The organism is Lacinutrix sp. 5H-3-7-4 (assembly GCF_000211855.2).
In the GTDB taxonomy this organism is placed as follows: domain Bacteria; phylum Bacteroidota; class Bacteroidia; order Flavobacteriales; family Flavobacteriaceae; genus Lacinutrix.
On sequence record NC_015638.1, the window covers coordinates 1,844,424 to 1,863,814 of the forward strand.

The 19,391-nt window shown below is 33.5% G+C and carries 19 protein-coding genes and 1 riboswitch; of the genes, 15 read left to right on the forward strand and 4 right to left on the reverse strand.

Translation table 11 applies throughout. From position 1 onward, the window contains the following. Positions 1-4 precede the first annotated feature (4 nt). Together LACAL_RS08165 and LACAL_RS08170 are read left to right on the forward strand one after the other, a co-directional pair. On the forward strand, positions 5-1,291 hold the full coding sequence (locus tag LACAL_RS08165) for a phenylacetate--CoA ligase family protein (protein ID WP_013870252.1): 1,287 nt from the start codon (positions 5-7) through the stop codon (positions 1,289-1,291). Positions 1,292-1,315: 24 nt separating this feature from the next. After that, positions 1,316-2,821 (forward strand): GMC family oxidoreductase, encoded by a 1,506-nt coding sequence (locus LACAL_RS08170; protein ID WP_013870253.1) that lies wholly within the window; start codon positions 1,316-1,318, stop codon positions 2,819-2,821. A 33-nt stretch (positions 2,822-2,854) separates the two neighbouring features. Here the strand turns inward: LACAL_RS08170 and LACAL_RS08175 are convergent, their stop codons facing one another. Continuing rightward, positions 2,855-3,328, reverse strand: coding sequence for an Lrp/AsnC family transcriptional regulator (locus LACAL_RS08175; protein ID WP_013870254.1), 474 nt, complete (start codon positions 3,326-3,328; stop codon positions 2,855-2,857). A 199-nt stretch (positions 3,329-3,527) separates the two neighbouring features. On the opposite strand from LACAL_RS08175, the gene LACAL_RS08180 reads away from it, so the two are divergent. The 13 genes from LACAL_RS08180 to LACAL_RS08240 all read left to right on the forward strand — a co-directional run bounded on the left by LACAL_RS08180 (position 3,528) and on the right by LACAL_RS08240 (position 16,582). Beyond that, on the forward strand, positions 3,528-4,802 hold the full coding sequence (locus LACAL_RS08180) for a dihydrolipoamide acetyltransferase family protein (protein ID WP_237700981.1): 1,275 nt from the start codon (positions 3,528-3,530) through the stop codon (positions 4,800-4,802). 140 nt (positions 4,803-4,942) lie between these two features. Further along, on the forward strand, positions 4,943-6,010 hold the full coding sequence (locus tag LACAL_RS08185; protein ID WP_041301405.1) for a branched-chain amino acid aminotransferase: 1,068 nt from the start codon (positions 4,943-4,945) through the stop codon (positions 6,008-6,010). 179 nt (positions 6,011-6,189) lie between these two features. Continuing rightward, the gene (locus LACAL_RS08190; RefSeq protein WP_013870257.1) at positions 6,190-8,283 is read left to right on the forward strand and encodes a thiamine pyrophosphate-dependent enzyme; all 2,094 of its coding nucleotides are present in this window, start codon (positions 6,190-6,192) and stop codon (positions 8,281-8,283) included. A gap of 199 nt (positions 8,284-8,482) precedes the next feature. Further along, a riboswitch (TPP riboswitch) is annotated at positions 8,483-8,577 on the forward strand. Positions 8,578-8,623: 46 nt separating this feature from the next. Further along, positions 8,624-8,827 (forward strand): sulfur carrier protein ThiS, encoded by a 204-nt coding sequence (gene thiS / locus LACAL_RS08195; RefSeq protein ID WP_013870258.1) that lies wholly within the window; start codon positions 8,624-8,626, stop codon positions 8,825-8,827. 30 nt (positions 8,828-8,857) lie between these two features. Beyond that, positions 8,858-10,720, forward strand: a complete 1,863-nt coding sequence (thiC, locus tag LACAL_RS08200; RefSeq protein WP_013870259.1) for a phosphomethylpyrimidine synthase ThiC — start codon at positions 8,858-8,860, stop codon at positions 10,718-10,720. A 90-nt stretch (positions 10,721-10,810) separates the two neighbouring features. Next, positions 10,811-11,398 (forward strand): thiamine phosphate synthase, encoded by a 588-nt coding sequence (locus LACAL_RS08205; protein ID WP_013870260.1) that lies wholly within the window; start codon positions 10,811-10,813, stop codon positions 11,396-11,398. A gap of 16 nt (positions 11,399-11,414) precedes the next feature. Continuing rightward, positions 11,415-11,768 (forward strand): four helix bundle protein, encoded by a 354-nt coding sequence (locus LACAL_RS08210; RefSeq protein ID WP_013870261.1) that lies wholly within the window; start codon positions 11,415-11,417, stop codon positions 11,766-11,768. A gap of 1 nt (position 11,769) precedes the next feature. Continuing rightward, positions 11,770-12,549 (forward strand): hydroxymethylpyrimidine/phosphomethylpyrimidine kinase, encoded by a 780-nt coding sequence (locus LACAL_RS08215; RefSeq protein ID WP_013870262.1) that lies wholly within the window; start codon positions 11,770-11,772, stop codon positions 12,547-12,549. A 4-nt stretch (positions 12,550-12,553) separates the two neighbouring features. Further along, positions 12,554-13,204 (forward strand): thiamine phosphate synthase, encoded by a 651-nt coding sequence (gene thiE, locus LACAL_RS08220; RefSeq protein ID WP_013870263.1) that lies wholly within the window; start codon positions 12,554-12,556, stop codon positions 13,202-13,204. 9 nt (positions 13,205-13,213) lie between these two features. Continuing rightward, a complete protein-coding gene (locus LACAL_RS08225) occupies positions 13,214-13,984 on the forward strand; it encodes a thiazole synthase (protein ID WP_013870264.1) in 771 nt (256 codons plus the stop codon). Between the two features lie 21 nt (positions 13,985-14,005). Continuing rightward, on the forward strand, positions 14,006-15,121 hold the full coding sequence (gene thiH, locus LACAL_RS08230) for a 2-iminoacetate synthase ThiH (protein ID WP_013870265.1): 1,116 nt from the start codon (positions 14,006-14,008) through the stop codon (positions 15,119-15,121). Further along, a complete protein-coding gene (locus LACAL_RS08235) occupies positions 15,121-16,170 on the forward strand; it encodes a HesA/MoeB/ThiF family protein (RefSeq protein WP_013870266.1) in 1,050 nt (349 codons plus the stop codon). The genes thiH and LACAL_RS08235 overlap by 1 nt, the downstream gene beginning before the upstream one ends. An 85-nt stretch (positions 16,171-16,255) precedes the next feature. Further along, positions 16,256-16,582: a thermonuclease family protein gene (locus LACAL_RS08240; RefSeq protein WP_013870267.1), complete on the forward strand. Its 327-nt coding sequence runs from the start codon at positions 16,256-16,258 to the stop codon at positions 16,580-16,582. Positions 16,583-16,623: 41 nt separating this feature from the next. Here the strand turns inward: LACAL_RS08240 and LACAL_RS08245 are convergent, their stop codons facing one another. Genes LACAL_RS08245 through LACAL_RS15390 form a run of 3 tightly spaced genes read right to left on the reverse strand, consistent with a single transcriptional unit; the run spans position 16,624 to position 19,363 of the window. Then, entirely contained in the window at positions 16,624-17,175 is a 552-nt protein-coding gene (locus LACAL_RS08245) for a DUF4136 domain-containing protein (protein ID WP_013870268.1), read from the reverse strand. A 20-nt stretch (positions 17,176-17,195) separates the two neighbouring features. Beyond that, positions 17,196-19,187: a urocanate hydratase gene (locus LACAL_RS08250; RefSeq protein ID WP_013870269.1), complete on the reverse strand. Its 1,992-nt coding sequence runs from the start codon at positions 19,185-19,187 to the stop codon at positions 17,196-17,198. Between the two features lie 5 nt (positions 19,188-19,192). Continuing rightward, positions 19,193-19,363 (reverse strand): DUF5522 domain-containing protein, encoded by a 171-nt coding sequence (locus tag LACAL_RS15390; protein ID WP_013870270.1) that lies wholly within the window; start codon positions 19,361-19,363, stop codon positions 19,193-19,195. Positions 19,364-19,391: the final 28 nt, after the last annotated feature.

Consider the following 19,391-nt stretch of genomic DNA (forward strand, 5'->3'; position numbering starts at 1 on the left):
TAATATGATTTACAATAAAAAAATAGAAACGTTACCATTAGAAGAACTTAGAAAACTTCAAAACCAACGTTTAGCAACCATGCTTAATCGTATTTATACAAAAGTGCCTTTTTATAAAAACAAATTCGATGAGTTAGGTATAAGACCAAGTGATATTAAAGGTGTTCAAGATTTGCATTTGTTACCATTTACAAAAAAAACAGACTTAAGAGATCATTATCCTTTTGGGTTGTTTACTTGTGGAGTAGACCAATTAAGTAGAATTCATTGTTCTAGTGGTACAACAGGAAAGCCAACAGTGGTTGGTTATACTAAAAACGATTTAGATGTTTTCGATGAAGTTGTAGCAAGGTCGTTAGCTTGTGCAGGAGCAACACCAGAAATGCGTTTACATAATGCATATGGTTATGGTTTGTTTACAGGAGGTTTAGGTTTACATAGTGGAGCAACAAAAATGGGAATGACAGTAATTCCAGTTTCTGGCGGAATGACAGATAGGCAACTTCAACTTTTAGAAGATTTTCAGTCAGAGGTTATTTGTTGTACGCCTTCGTATGCGCAAACTATTGCTAATGAATGTGAAAAAAGAGGAATAGATCCATCAAGATTCAATTTAAAATATGCCATTCTAGGAGCAGAACCTTGGACAGATGCGATTAGAGATGAAATTGAGCAAAAGTTAAATGTAAAAGCAACTAATATTTACGGGTTAAGTGAAATTATTGGGCCTGGAGTTTCTCAAGAAGATTTTGAAGAGCAAGGTACTGGTAGTTATATATGGGAAGATCATTTTTATCCAGAAATAGTAGATAAAGATACTGGAGAACCTTTGCCTTATGGAGAAGAAGGTGTTTTGGTTTTAACAACATTAACTAAAGAAGCTTTTCCTGTTTTAAGATATTGGACTAATGATATTTGTAGTCTTTCTTACGATAATAGTATAAAACGAACGCATGTAAAAATGAGTCCTATAAAAGGAAGATCAGACGATATGCTAATAATAAGAGGTGTTAATCTTTTTCATACTCAAGTGGAAGATGTAATATCAAATATTGAAGAGTTATCTCCTAATTATCAGCTAATAGTTTCTAAAGATAAAGCTATGGACATAGTAGAAGTTAAAGTAGAAGTGGTAGATAATTCTTTATTAAATAATGAAAGCTTAATAAAAAAGTTTTCAAAAAAAATAAAAGATAATATAGGTCTGTCTATGAAAATTAACCTTCAGGCAATAGGAACAATACCTAGAAGTGAAGGAGGAAAACTCAATAGAATACTTGATAAAAGATAAAATTAAACCTTAAAATTTAACAATATGAATTATGATTATATAGTAGTTGGAGCTGGATCTGCAGGCTGTGTTTTAGCAAATCGCTTGTCTGAAGATGTAAACAATAAAGTTTTATTAATAGAAGCAGGAAGTCCAGATAACGATCCTAATATTCAAGCTCCAGCAGGTTGGCCAGCAACTTGGAATACAGAAAGAGATTGGGCATACATGACGGTTCCTCAAAAAAACGCTGGAAATAAGGTTAAGTATTGGCCAAGAGGAAAAACCTTAGGAGGAAGTAGTAGTATTAACGGTATGATTTACATTAGAGGTCATAAAACAGATTACGATAATTGGGCGTACCAAGGTTGTCAAGGTTGGGATTATGACAGTGTTCTACCATATTTCAAAAAATCTGAAAATTTTGAAAAAGGAGCAAATGAAGCTCATGGAGTAAATGGGCCATTGCACGTCACAACAATTAAAAAGCCTAGTCCAATTTCAGATATTGCAATAGCAGCCTGTAAAGAAGTTGGTTTGCCTGTAACAGACGATTTTAATACAGATATTTGGGGAGCAGGTTTAAATCACATAACGGTAACTCCAGAAGGAGAGCGTTGCTCGGCAGCTAAAGCTTTTTTAGTACCTGCACTTTCTCGCGAAAACTTAACAGTAATTACTAATGCACAAGCACAAAAACTGACCTTTAATGGTAAAAAATGCTCGGGTCTTGTATATAAAAAAGATGGAGAATTACATGAAGTTAGCTGTACTAAAGAAGTTATTTTATCTGGAGGAGCAATTGGTTCGCCTCAATTATTAATGCTTTCTGGTGTTGGTAATGCTAAAGATTTAAATGAGCATGGTATTGATAGCGTTGTAGATTTGCCTGGAGTTGGACAAAATTTACACGATCATATTTTGGTGAGTGTTATTTTTGAAGCTAAACAGCAAATTCCTGCTCCACAAGCAAATTTATTAGAAGCACAGTTGTTTTGGAAAAGTAAACCAGAAATGATTGTTCCAGATTTACAGCCTCTATTTATGGGATTGCCTTATTATAGTCCAGGCTTAGAAGGACCTGCAAATGCATTTACATTATGTGCAGGATTGGTGCGTCCAGTAAGTAGAGGAGAAATAAAATTAAATTCAGCAAATGCGGAAGATGATCCATATTTAGATCCAAATTATCTAGGAGAACAAGCAGATTATGATGCTATTTACGAAGCGGTCAAACTATGTCAGCAACTTGGTCGTACAAAAGCAATGTCAGAATGGATGAAAGAAGAAGTATATCCAGGAAATAATAAAAGTGAAGCAGAAATCGAAGATTATATAAGAAACTCTTGCGAAACTTACCATCACATGGTAGGCACTTGTAAAATGGGAATCGATAGTATGTCTGTTGTAGATCCAGAATTAAAAGTACGTGGTATCGAAGGTCTTCGTGTGGCAGATGCTTCAATCATGCCAACAATAATTTCAGGTAATACTAATGCTCCAGCTATTATGATTGGTGAAAAAGCTGCAGATATGATTTTAAAAGGCTAATCTTAAGTCTTGATAATGTAACAGATTTGAGTGTTAAGAAGCACTCAAATCTATTACATTAGTTTCTTTTCCTGTAGAAAGCGTAATTAAACTCTGTACGTTTCCTAAATAAGGTAATAACGTTAATTTCGAAATAATAAAAGTCTCGTAAGCTTCAATATCTTCAACAACAAGCTTTAAAAGATAATCAAAATTCCCACTAACTCTGTGGCACTCTACCACTTCAGGAAAATTGTTTATTTCGTTTACAAATTTCTCTAAATAACTTCGGGTATGTCCTTGCAAAGTGATGCCAATAAAAACTGTAAGTTTTAGTCCTATTTTCTTTTTGTCTAAAACGGCAACATATTTTTTAATATAACCTTCTTTTTCTAATTTTTTAATACGCTCAAAAATTGGTGATGTAGTCATTCCTAATTCCTTAGCAATGCTTTTTGTTGTTCTATTACTATTCGCTTGTAGAATATTTAAAATTTGAGTGTCTATTTTATCAAGAGTATTTAACATAAGGAAATAATATTTTAAAGACGATTATATTTAGATGTAAAAGTAAATTATTCTTTTATTTTAACATTAATAAGAATAAAATTCTTTTTACGATTTATTTTAAAGTTTTTAACAATTGCAGATTCTAATATTTATTATCTTTATTTCTTGAAATAAAAAGATATTTAACTTGAAGAATTTTGAATTAAAAATGCCCAAAATGGGCGAAAGTATAACGGAAGGAACCATCATCAATTGGTTAATTTCTGAAGGAGATAGTTTTGATGAAGGAGATATTATTCTTGAAGTAGCTACAGATAAAGTAGATAACGAAGTACCTGCGCCAGCATCTGGAGTATTGGTTAAAACCTTATTTCAAGCAAAAGATGTTGTTCCGGTTGGAGAAGTAATTGCTGTGTTAGAAGTTTCAGAAGAGGTAAAAACTTCTAATGAAACAAAGGTCTCGTCGAGCGCTGTCGAGACGTCTAAAAAGAAACAAAAGACACCAAAAAGACCAAAACCAGTTCAGCAAGCATCAGCTTCAACTTCATTTTCAACATCAAATTCAAATACATTCTTTTCACCATTAGTACTCGAAATTGCAAAAGAACATCATATTAGTTTTGAAGAATTAGCCAGAATACCGGCAACAGGTCATGAAGGCAGATTGCGTAAAAGTGATGTGTTTCAATATATAGAAGAAGGCAGGCCATACAAATTTGCACAACCAGTAGCCGAAAAAGATCCTACGGCTTATCGTATTCCGCAATTGCAGTTCGATAAAGGCAAAGGTAAAGTGATTGAAATGGATCGCATGCGCCAAATGATTGCAGATCATATGGTGTATTCAAAGCACACGTCGCCACACGTTACAGCTTATGTTGAGGCAGATTTAACCAATATGGTAAATTGGCGAAATGCTAATAAAGTGGCGTTTCAAGAAAAGTATGGTGAGCGTTTAACCTTTACACCATTATTTGTTGAAGCCGTAGCAAAAGCAGTAAAAGATTTCCCAAATATTAATGCTTCGGTAGATGGTAATAGCATTATAGTAAAAGAAGACATCAATATTGGTATGGCAACCGCATTACCAAGCGGAAACTTAATAGTTCCTGTGGTAAAAAATGCAGACACGAAAGATTTAAAAACCATTGCCAGCAATGTTAATGAACTTGCAGGAAAAGCAAGAGAAAATAAATTGGCAGGAGACGATATAAAAGGCAGTACGTTCACAATATCAAATGTTGGAACTTTTGGTAGCGTCATGGGAACACCAATAATAAATCAACCAGAAGTAGCAATTCTTGCCTTAGGAATTATTAAAAAACGACCAGAAGTTATCGAAACCGAAAACGGAGACGAAATCGCAATACGTAGCATGATGTATCTATCATTATCATTCGATCATCGTGTTGTAGATGGTTTCCTTGGTGGAAGCTTCGTAAGACGTGTAGCCGATTATTTCGAGCAATTTGATATCAATAGAGACATTTAATTCCTGCGACGTAGCAATCTCTTAGTAAAAGAGAGAGTATATTAATATAAATAGTATTGTCATTCCATATTTGATACGGAATCCACAATAAAAAATAAGTTTAATTAATGAGATACCCACTTTCGTGTGGGCATAAAATTATGAAACATAACATTTCAATAACAACAGTAACCGAATCTAAAGTTAAAGGCATAGACTTTAACAATATTCCTTTAGGTACAACCTTTACAGATCACATGTTTATTTGTGATTATAACAACGGTGTTTGGGAAAACCCAAGAATAGAACCAATGGGAATGATTCCTACGCATCCAGCAGCCATGGCATTACACTACGGTCAAGCCATTTTCGAAGGCATGAAGGCAACAGTAGATGCAGATGGAAACCCAATGTTATTTAGAGCAGATAAAAATGCAGCACGATTAAATACCAGTGCAGACCGTATGGGAATGCCACATTTCCCAACAGATTTGTTTGTAGAAGGCTTAACAAAATTAGTAGATTTAGAGCGTAACTGGATTCCACCAACCGATGGTAGCGCACTTTATTTAAGACCATTTATGTACGCAGACGAAGCCTTTATAGGTATGCGTGCAGCAACACATTATAAGTTTATAATCATGGCCTCACCAGCAGGACCATTTTTTAGTAAGCGCATTAGGTTGTGGGCCGAAAAACATTATATACGTGCCGTAAATGGTGGAACAGGAGAAGCAAAAGCAGCCGGAAACTACGCCGCAGCCATTCGTCCAACAGAATTAGCAAAAGCAAAAGGATTCGATCAAGTATTGTGGTTAGATGCTATCGAGCACAAATACATTCAAGAAGTTGGAACCATGAATATTTTCTTTAAAATCGACGGAAAATTCATCACACCAAATCGAGACGGTTCTATATTAGACGGTATCACGCGCATGAGTGTAATCGATATTTTAAGAGATAAAGGTTATCAGGTTACAGAGCGTACAATAACCATAGACGAGATTCAAGAAGCGGCAAAAAATAAAACATTAGAAGAAGCCTTTGGAACAGGAACAGCCGTTGGTATTGCTTACATTCAAGACATTGGAGTAGGCGATGAGGTTATACACGTATCCAACGAAAGTCCAGTAGGTTTAGATGTTAACAATACTTTAAACGCCATTAAAACTGGTAAAATAGAAGATAAATTTGGTTGGATGCTAAAAGTAGAAAATCAGTTAGCTTAAAATTTTTTGGGCGTTACCACAAGGGTCGCGCTTTCCGTTATATCTTTTTTGCTTTTAATGGCAAAAAAGGATGCCACATCAATCGCTAACGCAAACTAACGCTAACAAAAAAATCTTTTATACTAATAAAAAAGATTGATTTTGAGATTATAACAAAATAGATACCTGCTTTCGCAGACATGAATATGAAAAAAGAAACACTAAAAAAAGGATTTTCAAAACTCTGCACAGCAAAAGCTATGGCAGAATTATACGAAGCTAATTTTAAGCAAGTCTCTAAATACGTACACGCTACATCAAGAGGTCACGAAGCTATCCAAATAGCTTTAGGTATGCAGTTATTACCACAGGATTATGCGTTTCCATATTATAGAGATGATGCCATGTTATTATCATTTGGTTTAGAACCTTACGATTTAATGTTGCAATTATTAGCAAAAAAAGACGATCCATTTTCTGGCGGAAGAACGTACTATTCGCATCCAAGTTTAAAAGATGACGATAAGCCAAAAATACCACATCAATCCTCAGCAACAGGTATGCAAACCATACCAGCAACAGGTGTGGCTATGGGAATGAAGTATAAAGAACTACAAGGATTGGATGATTATAGTTTAGAATCGGATCCTGTCAGTTCGAGCGCAGTCGAGAACGCTCTAAATCCAATAACGGTTTGTTCTTTAGGCGATGCCTCAGTTACCGAAGGTGAAATAGCCGAAGCCTTCCAAATGGCAGCTTTAAAGCAAATGCCAATTTTATATTTAGTACAAGATAACGGTTGGGATATTAGTGCCAATGCAGCAGAAACAAGAGCGCAAAATGCTTTTGAATATGCTCAAGGTTTTAAAGGCTTAGAAGCCATTTCAATAGATGGTGCTAACTTTACAGAAAGTTACCAAGCGCTAGAAAAAGTAATAGAAACTATTCGTACAGAACGTAGACCATTTTTAGTACATGCAAAAGTGCCGTTACTAAATCACCACACATCTGGTGTAAGAATGGAATGGTATCGCGACGATTTAGACGAGGCGCGTTCTCGTGATCCATATCCAGTAATAAAACAACAATTATTAGATGCAGGATTTTCAGAACAAGAAGTTGAAGAGATAGAAAATTCCGCGAAAGCGAAAGTACAATCAGATTTTGAAAAAGCCTTAAAAGCCGAAGACCCAAAACCTGAGGATTTATTTACTAACGATTTTGTACCAACACCAATTACTGAAGAGCAAGGAACACGTGCACCAGAAGGTGCAGATAAAGTGGTAATGGTAGATTGTGCCTTATTCGCAGTAGAAGAACTAATGAAAAAGCATAAAGAATGCTTGCTTTACGGTCAAGATGTTGGTGGCAGATTAGGTGGAGTTTTTAGAGAAGCAGCAACATTAGCTCAAAAATTTGGAGACGACCGCGTATTTAATACACCAATACAAGAAGCTTTTATTGTAGGCTCAACTGTTGGTATGAGCGCAGTTGGATTAAAACCAATTGTTGAGGTTCAGTTTGCCGATTATATTTGGCCAGGATTAAATCAGTTATTTACAGAAGTAAGTAGAAGTTGCTATTTGTCTAACGGTAAATGGCCAGTTAGCATGATACTTCGTGTGCCAATAGGCGCCTATGGTAGTGGTGGACCTTATCATTCATCTTCAGTAGAATCTGTAATAACAAATATTAGAGGTATAAAAATTGCCTATCCAAGTAATGGTGCCGATTTAAAAGGTTTGATGAAAGCTGCGTATTACGATCCAAATCCTGTAGTTATTTTAGAGCACAAAGGTTTGTATTGGTCTAAAGTACCAGGAACACAAGGTGCAACATCTGTTGAGCCAAGTGAAGATTATGTTTTACCATTTGGAAAAGCTTGGGTTTTACAAGAAATCTGGAAACAAGAAAATGTAGAAACGTTGACCATTGTTACTTATGGAATGGGCGTACATTGGGCAATGAATGCATCAGAAGAATTAGGCATGCAAGACCAAATTGAAGTCATTGATTTGCGTACGTTATTCCCATTAGATGAAGACACGATTATGAAATCGGTTAAAAAAACAGGAAAGTGTTTAGTTGTTACTGAGGAACCTTCAAATAATAGTTTTGCCAGAGCATTATCTGGAAAAATTCAGGAAGAATGTTTTAAATATTTAGATGCACCAGTAATGACAATTGGTAGTGAAAACATGCCGGCAATACCTTTAAATTCAACTTTAGAGCAAACCATGATTCCTTCAACAGATAAGGTGAAAGCTAAAATTGAACAGCTAATTAATTATTAATTTTATGTCTGTTTAAAAACATATTTTTAATTATAAATAAACTAGGGATTAGTAATTGTACACACAATTATTAATCCCTTTTATTTGCTTTATATTTTTGTTTTGATTTTATGGTATATAAAATCTTAATTAAAAAAAAAGAGCATAAAAATTACTTAAAAAGCGTTTTAAAGTAATAAATAATCTTCTATATTTGAGGTGTAAACTTTAGGAGTAGCTATTAAATTAGTTTGAGAAACATCCTTAGAACCTGATTTGGTTAATACCAACGTAGGAAAAAGTTATGTTCGATAATATGTCGATATACTACCATTCTGGTTTACAATAATATTTTATAAATATGATTGCTATAAAAGTAAACCAAAAAGACCACCACATTTTAGAAAATGTAACCTTACAAACATTTGTTGAACAATTAAAAATTGAAACAAATGGTATTGCTATTGCTATAAATAATGCTGTAATAAAAAAAGCAGATTGGTCTTCAAGATTACTTCAAAATAACGATGATATTTTAATTATAAAATCTACTCAAGGAGGATGATTTTAATTTTAAATGGAAACCAAAAATCTAATGAAGAAAAAAGACACAGCACCAAAGCAAGGACAAATTACCAGAAATCCATTTCCTAATTCTAAAAAGATTTACGTACAAGGTAAAATGCATCCGCAAATTAAAGTGGCAATGCGTGAAATAGCTTTAAGCGATACCGTCGATTCTATGACGAAAAAGAAAACGCCTAACGAGCCTGTTACGGTGTACGATACTTCAGGACCTTATACAGACCCTAATAAAGAAATTAATGTACATGATGGTATTGAACGTATTAGAGAACAATGGATTTTAGATCGCGGTGATGTTGAAGAATTAGACGTCTTTACTTCTAAATATTGTAACGAGCGTTTAAACGATAAAAGTTTAGACCATATGCGATTTAACTTAAAGCATAAACCAAAACGTGCAAAAAAAGGAAAAAACGTTACCCAATTGCACTATGCTAAAAAAGGCATTATAACTCCAGAAATGGAATATATCGCCATTCGTGAAAATCAACGTATAGATGAAATGACGGAGATTAGAAAGCAACATCCAGGTGAACATTTTGGAGCTTCAATTCCAGCTAAAATTACACCAGAATTTGTACGTAGCGAAGTTGCAAGAGGTCGTGCAGTAATACCATCAAACATAAATCATCCAGAAGCAGAACCTATGATTTTAGGGCGTAATTTCTTGGTTAAAATTAATGCAAATATTGGTAACTCTGCAACAACATCGTCAATAGAAGAAGAAGTAGAAAAAGCAGTTTGGGCCTGTCGTTGGGGAGCAGATAATATCATGGATTTATCTACAGGACAAAACATTCACGAAACACGCGAGTGGATTGTACGCAACTCACCAGTACCAGTTGGAACAGTACCAATTTATCAGGCTTTAGAAAAAGTAAACGGTGTTGCCGAAGATTTAACTTGGGAGATTTTCCGTGATACGCTAATAGAACAAGCAGAACAAGGTGTAGATTATTTTACCATTCATGCAGGTGTGTTATTACGTTATGTGCCCATGACAGCAAATCGAGTAACCGGAATTGTTTCTCGTGGTGGATCTATTATGGCAAAATGGTGTTTAGCGCACCATAAAGAAAGTTTTTTATACACGCATTTTGAAGACATTTGCGAAATCTTAAAATCTTACGATGTAGCCTTTTCATTAGGCGATGGTTTACGTCCAGGTTCGGTAGCAGATGCTAATGATGAAGCGCAATTTGCAGAGTTAGAAACCTTGGGTGAATTAACACAAATTGCACGTAAACACGAAGTGCAATGTTTTATAGAAGGTCCAGGTCATGTACCAATGCATATGATTAAAGAAAACATGGAAAAGCAAATTGAAGTTTGCGACGAAGCGCCTTTTTACACTTTAGGTCCGTTAACAACAGATATTGCTCCAGGTTACGATCATATTACATCGGGTATTGGAGCAGCCATGATTGGTTGGTACGGTTGCGCTATGTTATGTTACGTAACACCAAAAGAACATTTAGGTTTGCCTAATAAAGAAGATGTTCGCGTTGGTGTAGTTACCTATAAATTAGCAGCACATGCTGCCGATTTAGCAAAAGGACATCCAGGATCACAACATAGAGACAATGCATTAAGTATGGCACGATTTGAGTTTCGTTGGGAAGACCAATTTAATTTAGGTCTGGATCCAGAACGAGCTCGCGAATATCACGATGAAACCTTACCGGCAGCAGGTGCTAAAATTGCACACTTCTGTTCTATGTGCGGACCAAAATTCTGTTCTATGAAAATCTCTCAAGAAGTACGTGATTTTGCTGCAGAAAATAAAATAGCAGATAACAACGAGGTTATAGCAAAAGGTTTTGAAGAAAAATCGGAAGAGTTTAAAGAAAAAGGCTCAGAAATATATCATTAGTAAATAATACAATTGGCAATGTGCAATTAACAATAACTCTTAAGTTATAAAATATTGTTCATTGTCAATTATAAATTGTTAATTGACAAAATGATAGTCTTAATAGCACCAGAAAACGATATAAAAAATGAAATTGAAATACTAAACCAGTTATTTCAAGAAGGTTTGCAATATTATCATTTAAGAAAACCAAATAAAGATTTTAAACAACATTGCGATTATTTAAACCAAATAGACGAAAAATATCATAATAGAATTGTGGTTCATTATTTTCATGAATTAATCAATACATTCAATTTAAAAGGTATTCATTTTCAAGAACAAAAACGAAAAGATCATATAGATAATCCAGGACAGTATTTTAAAAACTTAAACATGTTTGGAAAAACAATAAGCTCGTCGTTTCACGAACCAGACGAACTTGAAAATTGTTATTTCGAATTCGATTATCATTTACTAAGTCCTGTGTTTTCTTCTATTTCAAAACAAGGCTATAAAGGTCGAGGTTTCAATGTTAACCATATCGATAAAACCATAATTGGTATGGGTGGAGTTACTGCCAGTAACTTAAACGAATTCGATAAACTTGGTTATAAAGGCGTTGGTATTTTAGGAGGTATTTGGAATAGTAATCAACCTATGGAAGTTTTTAAAGCAATAAAGCGTCATTTTGATTAACAAATAACAATTTGCAATGAGCAATAATATTATACTTGATAAAACTTATGACTTTGCAGTGGCAATAGTTAAACTTTCTCAGAAATTAGTTTCTGAAAAGAAAGAATATGTCTTGTCAAAACAAATATTACGCTCAGGAACTTCTATTGGAGCAAATACAGAAGAGGCTATTGGAGGCGTTTCTAAAAAAGATTTTATCTATAAATTGTCTATTGCTTATAAAGAGGCTCGTGAAACAAAATATTGGTTAAGATTATTAAAAGATACAGAATATATAAACCAAGAAACGTTTAAATACTTGTTTGATAAAGTCGAAGAAATATTGAAGATTTTGTACAAAATCATAAATTCATCTAAAAACAATATCTAGCATGAAAAAAGAGAATTGTTCATTGCCAATTGATAATTGTATAGTAACCATTGCAGGTCATGATCCTTCAGGTGGAGCAGGATTAACTTCAGATATTAAAACATTTGAAGCTCATGGTTTGTATGGCTTATCTGTTTGTACTGCTATAACCATTCAAAACGATATCGATTTTAAAGCATGTATTTGGACAGATGTTGATATTATCATAGCTCAAATTGAAATCTTGTTTAAACGCTTTAAAATTTCAGTAGTTAAAATTGGCATCATTCAATCTTGGCAGACATTGTCTGTTTTGTTAGACAAGCTTTATTCACTAAACTCAAATATAAAAGTCATTTTAGATCCTATTATAAAAGCTAGTGCAGGCTTTAATTTTCATGAAAAAGAAAACCAAGAAATATTAAATTCTGTATTTAAAAAATGCTTCATTATTACTCCAAATTATGAAGAAATACAGCTTTTATATCCAAATTTAAATATTCAAGACACTATCGAGCACATAAGTAATTTAACAAATATCTATTTAAAAGGCGGACATAAAACCGATAAAAAAGGATGGGATGAGTTGTATTACAGCAAAATAGTACTTGTAAATTTACCTCCAGCAACCCAAAACGTTTCAGAAAAACATGGTAGCGGTTGTGTTTTATCTTCAGCATTGGCAAGTAATATTTTTTTTAAAGATAATTTAGAAGACGCAGCAAGAGAAGCCAAGTATTATACCGAGCAATTTTTAAGCTCAAACTCTACTTTATTAGGACAACACACGTATAAAAAATAAAAATATGATAATACCTAAACTCCACTATATATCACAAGGCGATTCTCCAAAAGAACACATAGCCAACATACAAAAAGCATGTACTTCTGGAGCAGAATTAGTACAGTTACGTTTAAAAAATATATCGGAAAAAAAGATTTTAAAACAAGCTGAAGAAGCCAGAGAAATTACTTCTCACTTTCAAACCAGATTAATAATTAACGATCATTATAAAATTGCAAAAGCTATAAAAGCAGGTGGTGTACACTTAGGTAAAACCGATACTTGTCCTACAATAGCAAGAAAACATTTATATACTTGGCAAATTATTGGAGGTACAGCAAACACGCTAGAAGAATGCGAAACATTAATAAATAAAAATGTAGATTATATAGGTTTAGGTCCTTTTAGATTTACAATAACCAAAGATAATTTAAGTCCAGTTTTAGGGCTTGATGGATATAAAGTAATTTTAGATAAGCTAGAAACAAAAACACCAATAATAGGCATTGGAGGTATTACACTAGAAGATGTTCCTGCTATTTTAGAAACAGGCATTTCGGGTATTGCAGTATCTGGAGAGATTACAAAAGACTTTAATAAAATAAGAACATTTAACCAGTTGCTAAATGCCTCTTCTACACTCGAGCAACGCCATACATTTAATAAAAAGTAGAATTTTAATATGAATGATTTATTAAAAATTGCAGATAAAGAGTTTAGTTCAAGACTATTTACTGGTACTGGGAAATTTAGTTCTAATACTTTAATGTCTGAAGCATTAAAAGCCTCAGAAAGTGAATTAATAACAGTAGCATTAAAACGTGTTGAGGTAGATAATGAACAAGATAAAATGTTGCAAAGCATCATGAGTCCTAAAGTAAATTTATTACCAAATACTTCTGGAGTTAGAGATGCAAAAGAAGCTGTTTTCGCTGCGCAACTAGCTCGAGAAGCTTTAGAAACGAATTGGATAAAATTAGAAATACATCCCGATCCTAAATATTTATTACCAGACCCAATCGAGACTTTAAAAGCAGCAGAAGAACTGGTTAAACAAGGTTTCGTGGTTATGCCATACATACATGCAGATCCAGTTTTATGCAAACGTTTGGAAGATGTAGGTACGCAATGTGTTATGCCATTGGGCGCACCAATTGGTACTAATAAAGGTATTAAAACAGTCGATTTTTTAGAAATTATAATAGAACAAAGTAATGTACCTGTAATTGTAGATGCAGGAATTGGCAGTCCGTCGCATGCAGCTTTTGCAATGGAGTTAGGCGCAGATGCTGTTTTGGTAAACACTGCTATTGCTGTTTCTAAAAACCCAACACAAATGGCTGTTGCTTTTAAAATGGCTGTCGAAGCTGGCCGAATGGCATTTAATGCCAAATTAGCTTCGGTTAAAAAACATGCAGAAGCTAGTAGTCCGTTAACTTCATTTTTAAACTAGAAATTGAATACACCATAAAACATGTCTTTTAAAACTACTTTTAATAAATATAATTGGGATACTTTAGAAAAAGAAATTTATGCTTTTACAGCAGAAGATGTTAAGGAAGTTCTTCAAAAAGAAAAAATAGATTTAGAAGATTTTAAAGCCTTAATATCTCCCGCAGCAAAACCTTTTATTGAGCATATGGCGCAACGTAGTCATGCTATTACTAAAAAACGTTTTGGTAACACTATACAAATGTATGTGCCTATGTATTTGTCTAACGAGTGTCAAAACATTTGTACTTATTGTGGTTTTAGTATGACTAATAAAATTGCACGTAGAACATTAAATGATGCCGAAATTTTAAAAGAAGTTAAATTTTTAAAAGCCAAAGGTTACAACCATATTTTATTGGTAACGGGCGAAGCAAATAAAACGGTTGGTGTCTCGTATATTAAACATGCTATAAGTTTAATTCGAGAGCATTTTTCTAATATAAGTATTGAGGTACAACCGTTAGATCAAAACGAATACGAACAACTAATTGAGGCTGGTTTGTATGCTGTTTTAGTGTATCAAGAAACCTATCATGAAGCGACTTATAAAACACATCACCCAAAAGGGAAAAAATCTAATTTTAATTATCGATTAGATACGCCAGATCGTTTAGGAAAAGCAGGAGTTCATAAAATAGGACTTGGTGCTTTATTTGGTTTAGAAGATTGGCGTGTAGATAGTTTTTACACCGCTTTACATTTAAAATATTTGCAAAAAACCTACTGGAAAACCAAGTATTCTATATCATTTCCTAGGCTTAGACCGCATCAAGGTGAAGTACAACCAAAGGTAGAAATGACAGATTCTGATTTAGTTCAGCTTATTTGCGCGTACCGTTTACTAGATGAAGATGTAGAGCTTTCTATGTCTACCCGCGAAAGTGAAACCTTTAGAAATAATATTATAAAACTTGGAATAACTTCTATTAGCGCAGAGTCTAAAACAAATCCTGGAGGTTATGCTGTAGCGCCAGAAAGTTTAGAGCAGTTTGAAATATCTGATGAACGCGAAACTAAAGACATTAAAGAAATGATTGAAAATCAAGGTTACGAAGTGGTTTGGAAAGATTGGGAATGTTTTGAAGAAACAAAATAATGAGTCTTAGCGAAAAAGAAAAAAAGCAATATAGCAGACATCTTATTTTAGATAAAATAGGAGAAGCAGGACAATTAAAACTAAAACAAGCAAAGGTTTTGGTTATTGGAGCTGGTGGTTTGGGTTGTCCAGTTTTACAATATTTAACAGCAGCTGGAGTAGGCACTATTGGTATTATAGATCATGATGTTATAGATCAAAGTAATTTGCAAAGGCAAATTTTATACACAATTAACGATGTTGGTTTGTATAAAGCTAAAATAGCAGCTAAAAAATTATCTAAATTAAATCCTTTTGTGAATTTTAATATCTATAATACAAAGTTAACACAAGAAAATGCCATTGCGTTATTTAATAATTATGATATTATAGTTGACGGAAGCGATAATTTTTCTACCAGATATTTAACAAGCGATGCAGCAGTAATTACTAATAAACCGTTAGTTTATGGCGCTATTTTTAAATTTGAAGGTCAAGTTAGTGTTTTTAATTATTTAGGTAGCGCAACCTATAGATGTTTATACCCAACACCACCAAGACCTGAAGATGCTCCTAATTGTTCAGAGATTGGAGTTCTAGGTGTGTTGCCAGGAATTATAGGAAGTTTTCAAGCCAATGAAACCATTAAAATCATTTGTGGTTTAGGAGCGGTTTTAAGCAATAAGCTATTATTGTTTAATGCTTTAAATATGAGCCAACAAATATTAGGTTTTGAAAAAGATGAAAACATGAGAATTATTGCTTTAGAAAAAGACTATAACCTTTTTTGTGGTATTAATAACGCTGAAGAAATTACCTTAGATGAATTTAATAAAAATAAATCAAGATATAATTTACTAGATGTTAGAGAGCAAAACGAAAGAGAAGAATACCATATTGGTGGTCAACACATACCTCTAAAAGAAATACCAATTAGGTGTATGGAAATAGATACTTCACTACCTGTAATAGTATATTGCAAATCGGGTAAAAGAAGTGCAAGAGCTATTTCTATATTAAAAACAGAATTTAAAAGCGCTCATTTTTATAGTTTAAAAAACGGATTGTAAAGCATTAAAATACTGTTTAATTATTTATAATAAATTATAATTGTATTATTTTGTATATTGATTTTTAGTCACTTAAAAATAGAAAATGTATAATTATTACGCTAAAATAATAGGAGTTTACGATGGTGATACGGTTACAGCAGTTGTAGATTTAGGGTTTTTACATTCGCAAGAAATGAAACTTCGTCTTTATGGCATTGATACTCCAGAATTAAGAGGAGAAGAAAAAGAAGAAGGAAAAAAAGTTAGAGATATTTTAAGAGAAATGATTCTTGATAAAGAAGTAGAACTAATTACTTATAAAGATAAGCAAGGTAAGTATGGCAGATATTTAGCAACAATAATGATTGATGGTGTAGATGTAAACCAATGGTTAGTTGCAAACGGTCATGCTAAAGTTTATTTACCATAAAAAAAAAGCGATTCAGTAAATATTGAATCGCTTTTTTAATATTATTTATTTGTTTCAGGTGGATATTTGGTCATAATCTTAGCAACAAATTCTTTTATTCTAGCTTCTTTTTTATCAATATTAGAAGAGTTTGTTAGGTAACCTTGACCTTTACCTTGCCAAATCAATTCTTTTTTAGAAGCATCTATTAAATCTATATATAAAGAACCTTGAGTAGATGTGCTAACAGAGGTCCTATTAAAACCATTGTTCCAATACCAAGGGCTCCAACCCCAACCATAACCATATGGTCCAAAACCATTATTGTAAACATTAACTTGTTCTCTAGATTTTGTAAAAATACTTACTAATAAATCTGGATTTTCAGATTTTGTAAATCCTTTAGCAATCATTTCGGCTTCAATAGCTCTAAGAATTCGGCGTTTATCTAAGTCGCTTATCTCGGCTTTATCAATTCCAGTTTTGAAGAAGGCAAACGTTTTGTAAGAATCAAAATCTGCATTTTTATCATAATCTGAAGCTACTCGAACTGAAGTACACGAGCTAACTACTACAAGAAGTAGTAAAATAGGTAGAGTTTTTAATAATTTCATCTTTTTTAATTTTTATAAAGTTATAACGAGTCTATAATAGCATCATCTACATTATTAGGTAATGTGACTTTTAAATTAGGCTCGCTATCCATTGCACGTTTAATGGCAAAAATAGCACCTTCATTTCTTGCCCAACTTCGTCTTGAAATTCCGTTGTTTACATCCCAGAATAACATTGATTTTAAGCGAGTTGATGCTTCTTTACTACCATCAAGAACCATACCAAAACCACCATTAATAACTTCTCCCCAACCAACGCCACCACCGTTGTGAATACTTACCCAGGTTGCACCACGAAAACTATCTCCTATTACATTTTGTATTGCCATATCTGCTGTAAAGCGTGAGCCATCATAAATATTACTGGTTTCGCGATATGGAGAATCTGTACCAGAAACATCATGGTGATCACGGCCTAAAATAACAGTACCTATTTCACCTTTTGCAATAGCTTGATTAAAAGCTTCGGCTATTTTTGCTCTACCTTCGGCATCTGCATAAAGTATTCTAGCTTGAGAACCTACTACTAATTTGTTTTCTTGAGCTCCTTTTATCCATTGAATGTTATCTGCCATTTGTTGTTGGATTTCTTCTGGAGAGTTTTGTTTTATTTCCTCTAAAATAGCACAAGCAATAGCATCAGTTTTTGCTAAATCTTCAGGTTTACCTGAAGCACAAACCCAACGAAAAGGACCAAAGCCATAATCAAAGCACATTGGTCCCATAATATCTTGAACATAGCTTGGGTATTTAAAATCTACTCCATTATCTGCCATAATATCTGCACCAGCACGAGACGCTTCTAATAAAAAAGCATTACCATAATCGAAAAAATAAGTACCTTTTGCAGTGTGTTTATTTATTGCTTTAGCATGACGACGTAATGTTTTTTGAACTTCGGCTTTAAAGGCTTCAGGATTATTTGCCATCATATCATTTGCTTCTTCAAAAGACAAACCTACTGGGTAATAACCACCAGCCCAAGGATTGTGAAGAGATGTTTGGTCGCTTCCTAAATCTATGTGTATGTTCTCTTCGTCAAATTTTTCCCAGACGTCTACAATATTTCCTAAATATGCAATAGATATAGTTTCTTTGTTAGCTTTCGCTTTATTAACACGCGTTACTAATTCATCTAAATTGGTTATTTTTTCGTTTATCCAACCTTGATCTAAGCGAACTTGTGTTATTTTTGGGTTTACTTCTGCACAAACTGTAATACAACCAGCAATATTTCCTGCTTTAGGTTGTGCGCCAGACATACCACCTAATCCAGAGGTAACAAATAAATTTCCTTTTGGTTCTTTTTTAATTTTTCTAAAACCGTTTAAAACAGTAATTGTTGTACCGTGAACTATACCTTGTGGGCCAATATACATATAGCTTCCCGCAGTCATTTGTCCATATTGTGTAACACCTAAAGCATTAAATTTCTCCCAATCGTCTGGTTGAGAATAATTAGGTATCATCATTCCGTTTGTAACAACTACTCGTGGTGCATTGTTGTGAGATGGAAATAATCCCATTGGATGTCCAGAATACATAACCAATGTTTGTTCGTCATTCATTTCGGCTAAATACTTCATTGTTAATCTGTATTGCGCCCAATTAGAAAACACACCACCATTACCGCCATAAGTAATAAGTTCGTGAGGATGTTGAGCAACAGCATAATCTAAATTATTTTGAATCATTAACATGATTGCTGCCGCTTGTTTAGATTTTGCAGGATACTCTTCTATTGGTCTGGCGTACATTTTATAATCTGGACGCAAACGGTACATATAGATTCTTCCGTAATTATCTAATTCGTTTTTAAACTCTTTTATTAATGTTTTATGGTGTTTTTTGTCAAAGTACCTAAGCGCATTTCGTAGTGCAAGTATTTCTTCTTCTTTAGTAAGAATAGCTTTTCGTTTAGGTGCGTGGTTTATATCTTTTTCGTAAGGTTTAAAAGCAGGTAATTGCTCTGGAATACCTTCTAGAATTTGTGTTTTAAAAGTTGAGTTCATTTGTGTTAACTCTTTTTATTAGTGGAATTAGTGTTTTTATTATAACCGTATGGGCAATGCCTACAACCGCTTTCACAACAATAACCTCTTTTTAAATGGTATTGCTCTGTAAAGCACCTGTAGCCTTCTGGCGTTAAGTAATAATCGCCGTCTTCTAATGGAATATATTTCTTCATTTCTCACAAAGATAATGTAAATTGGAGT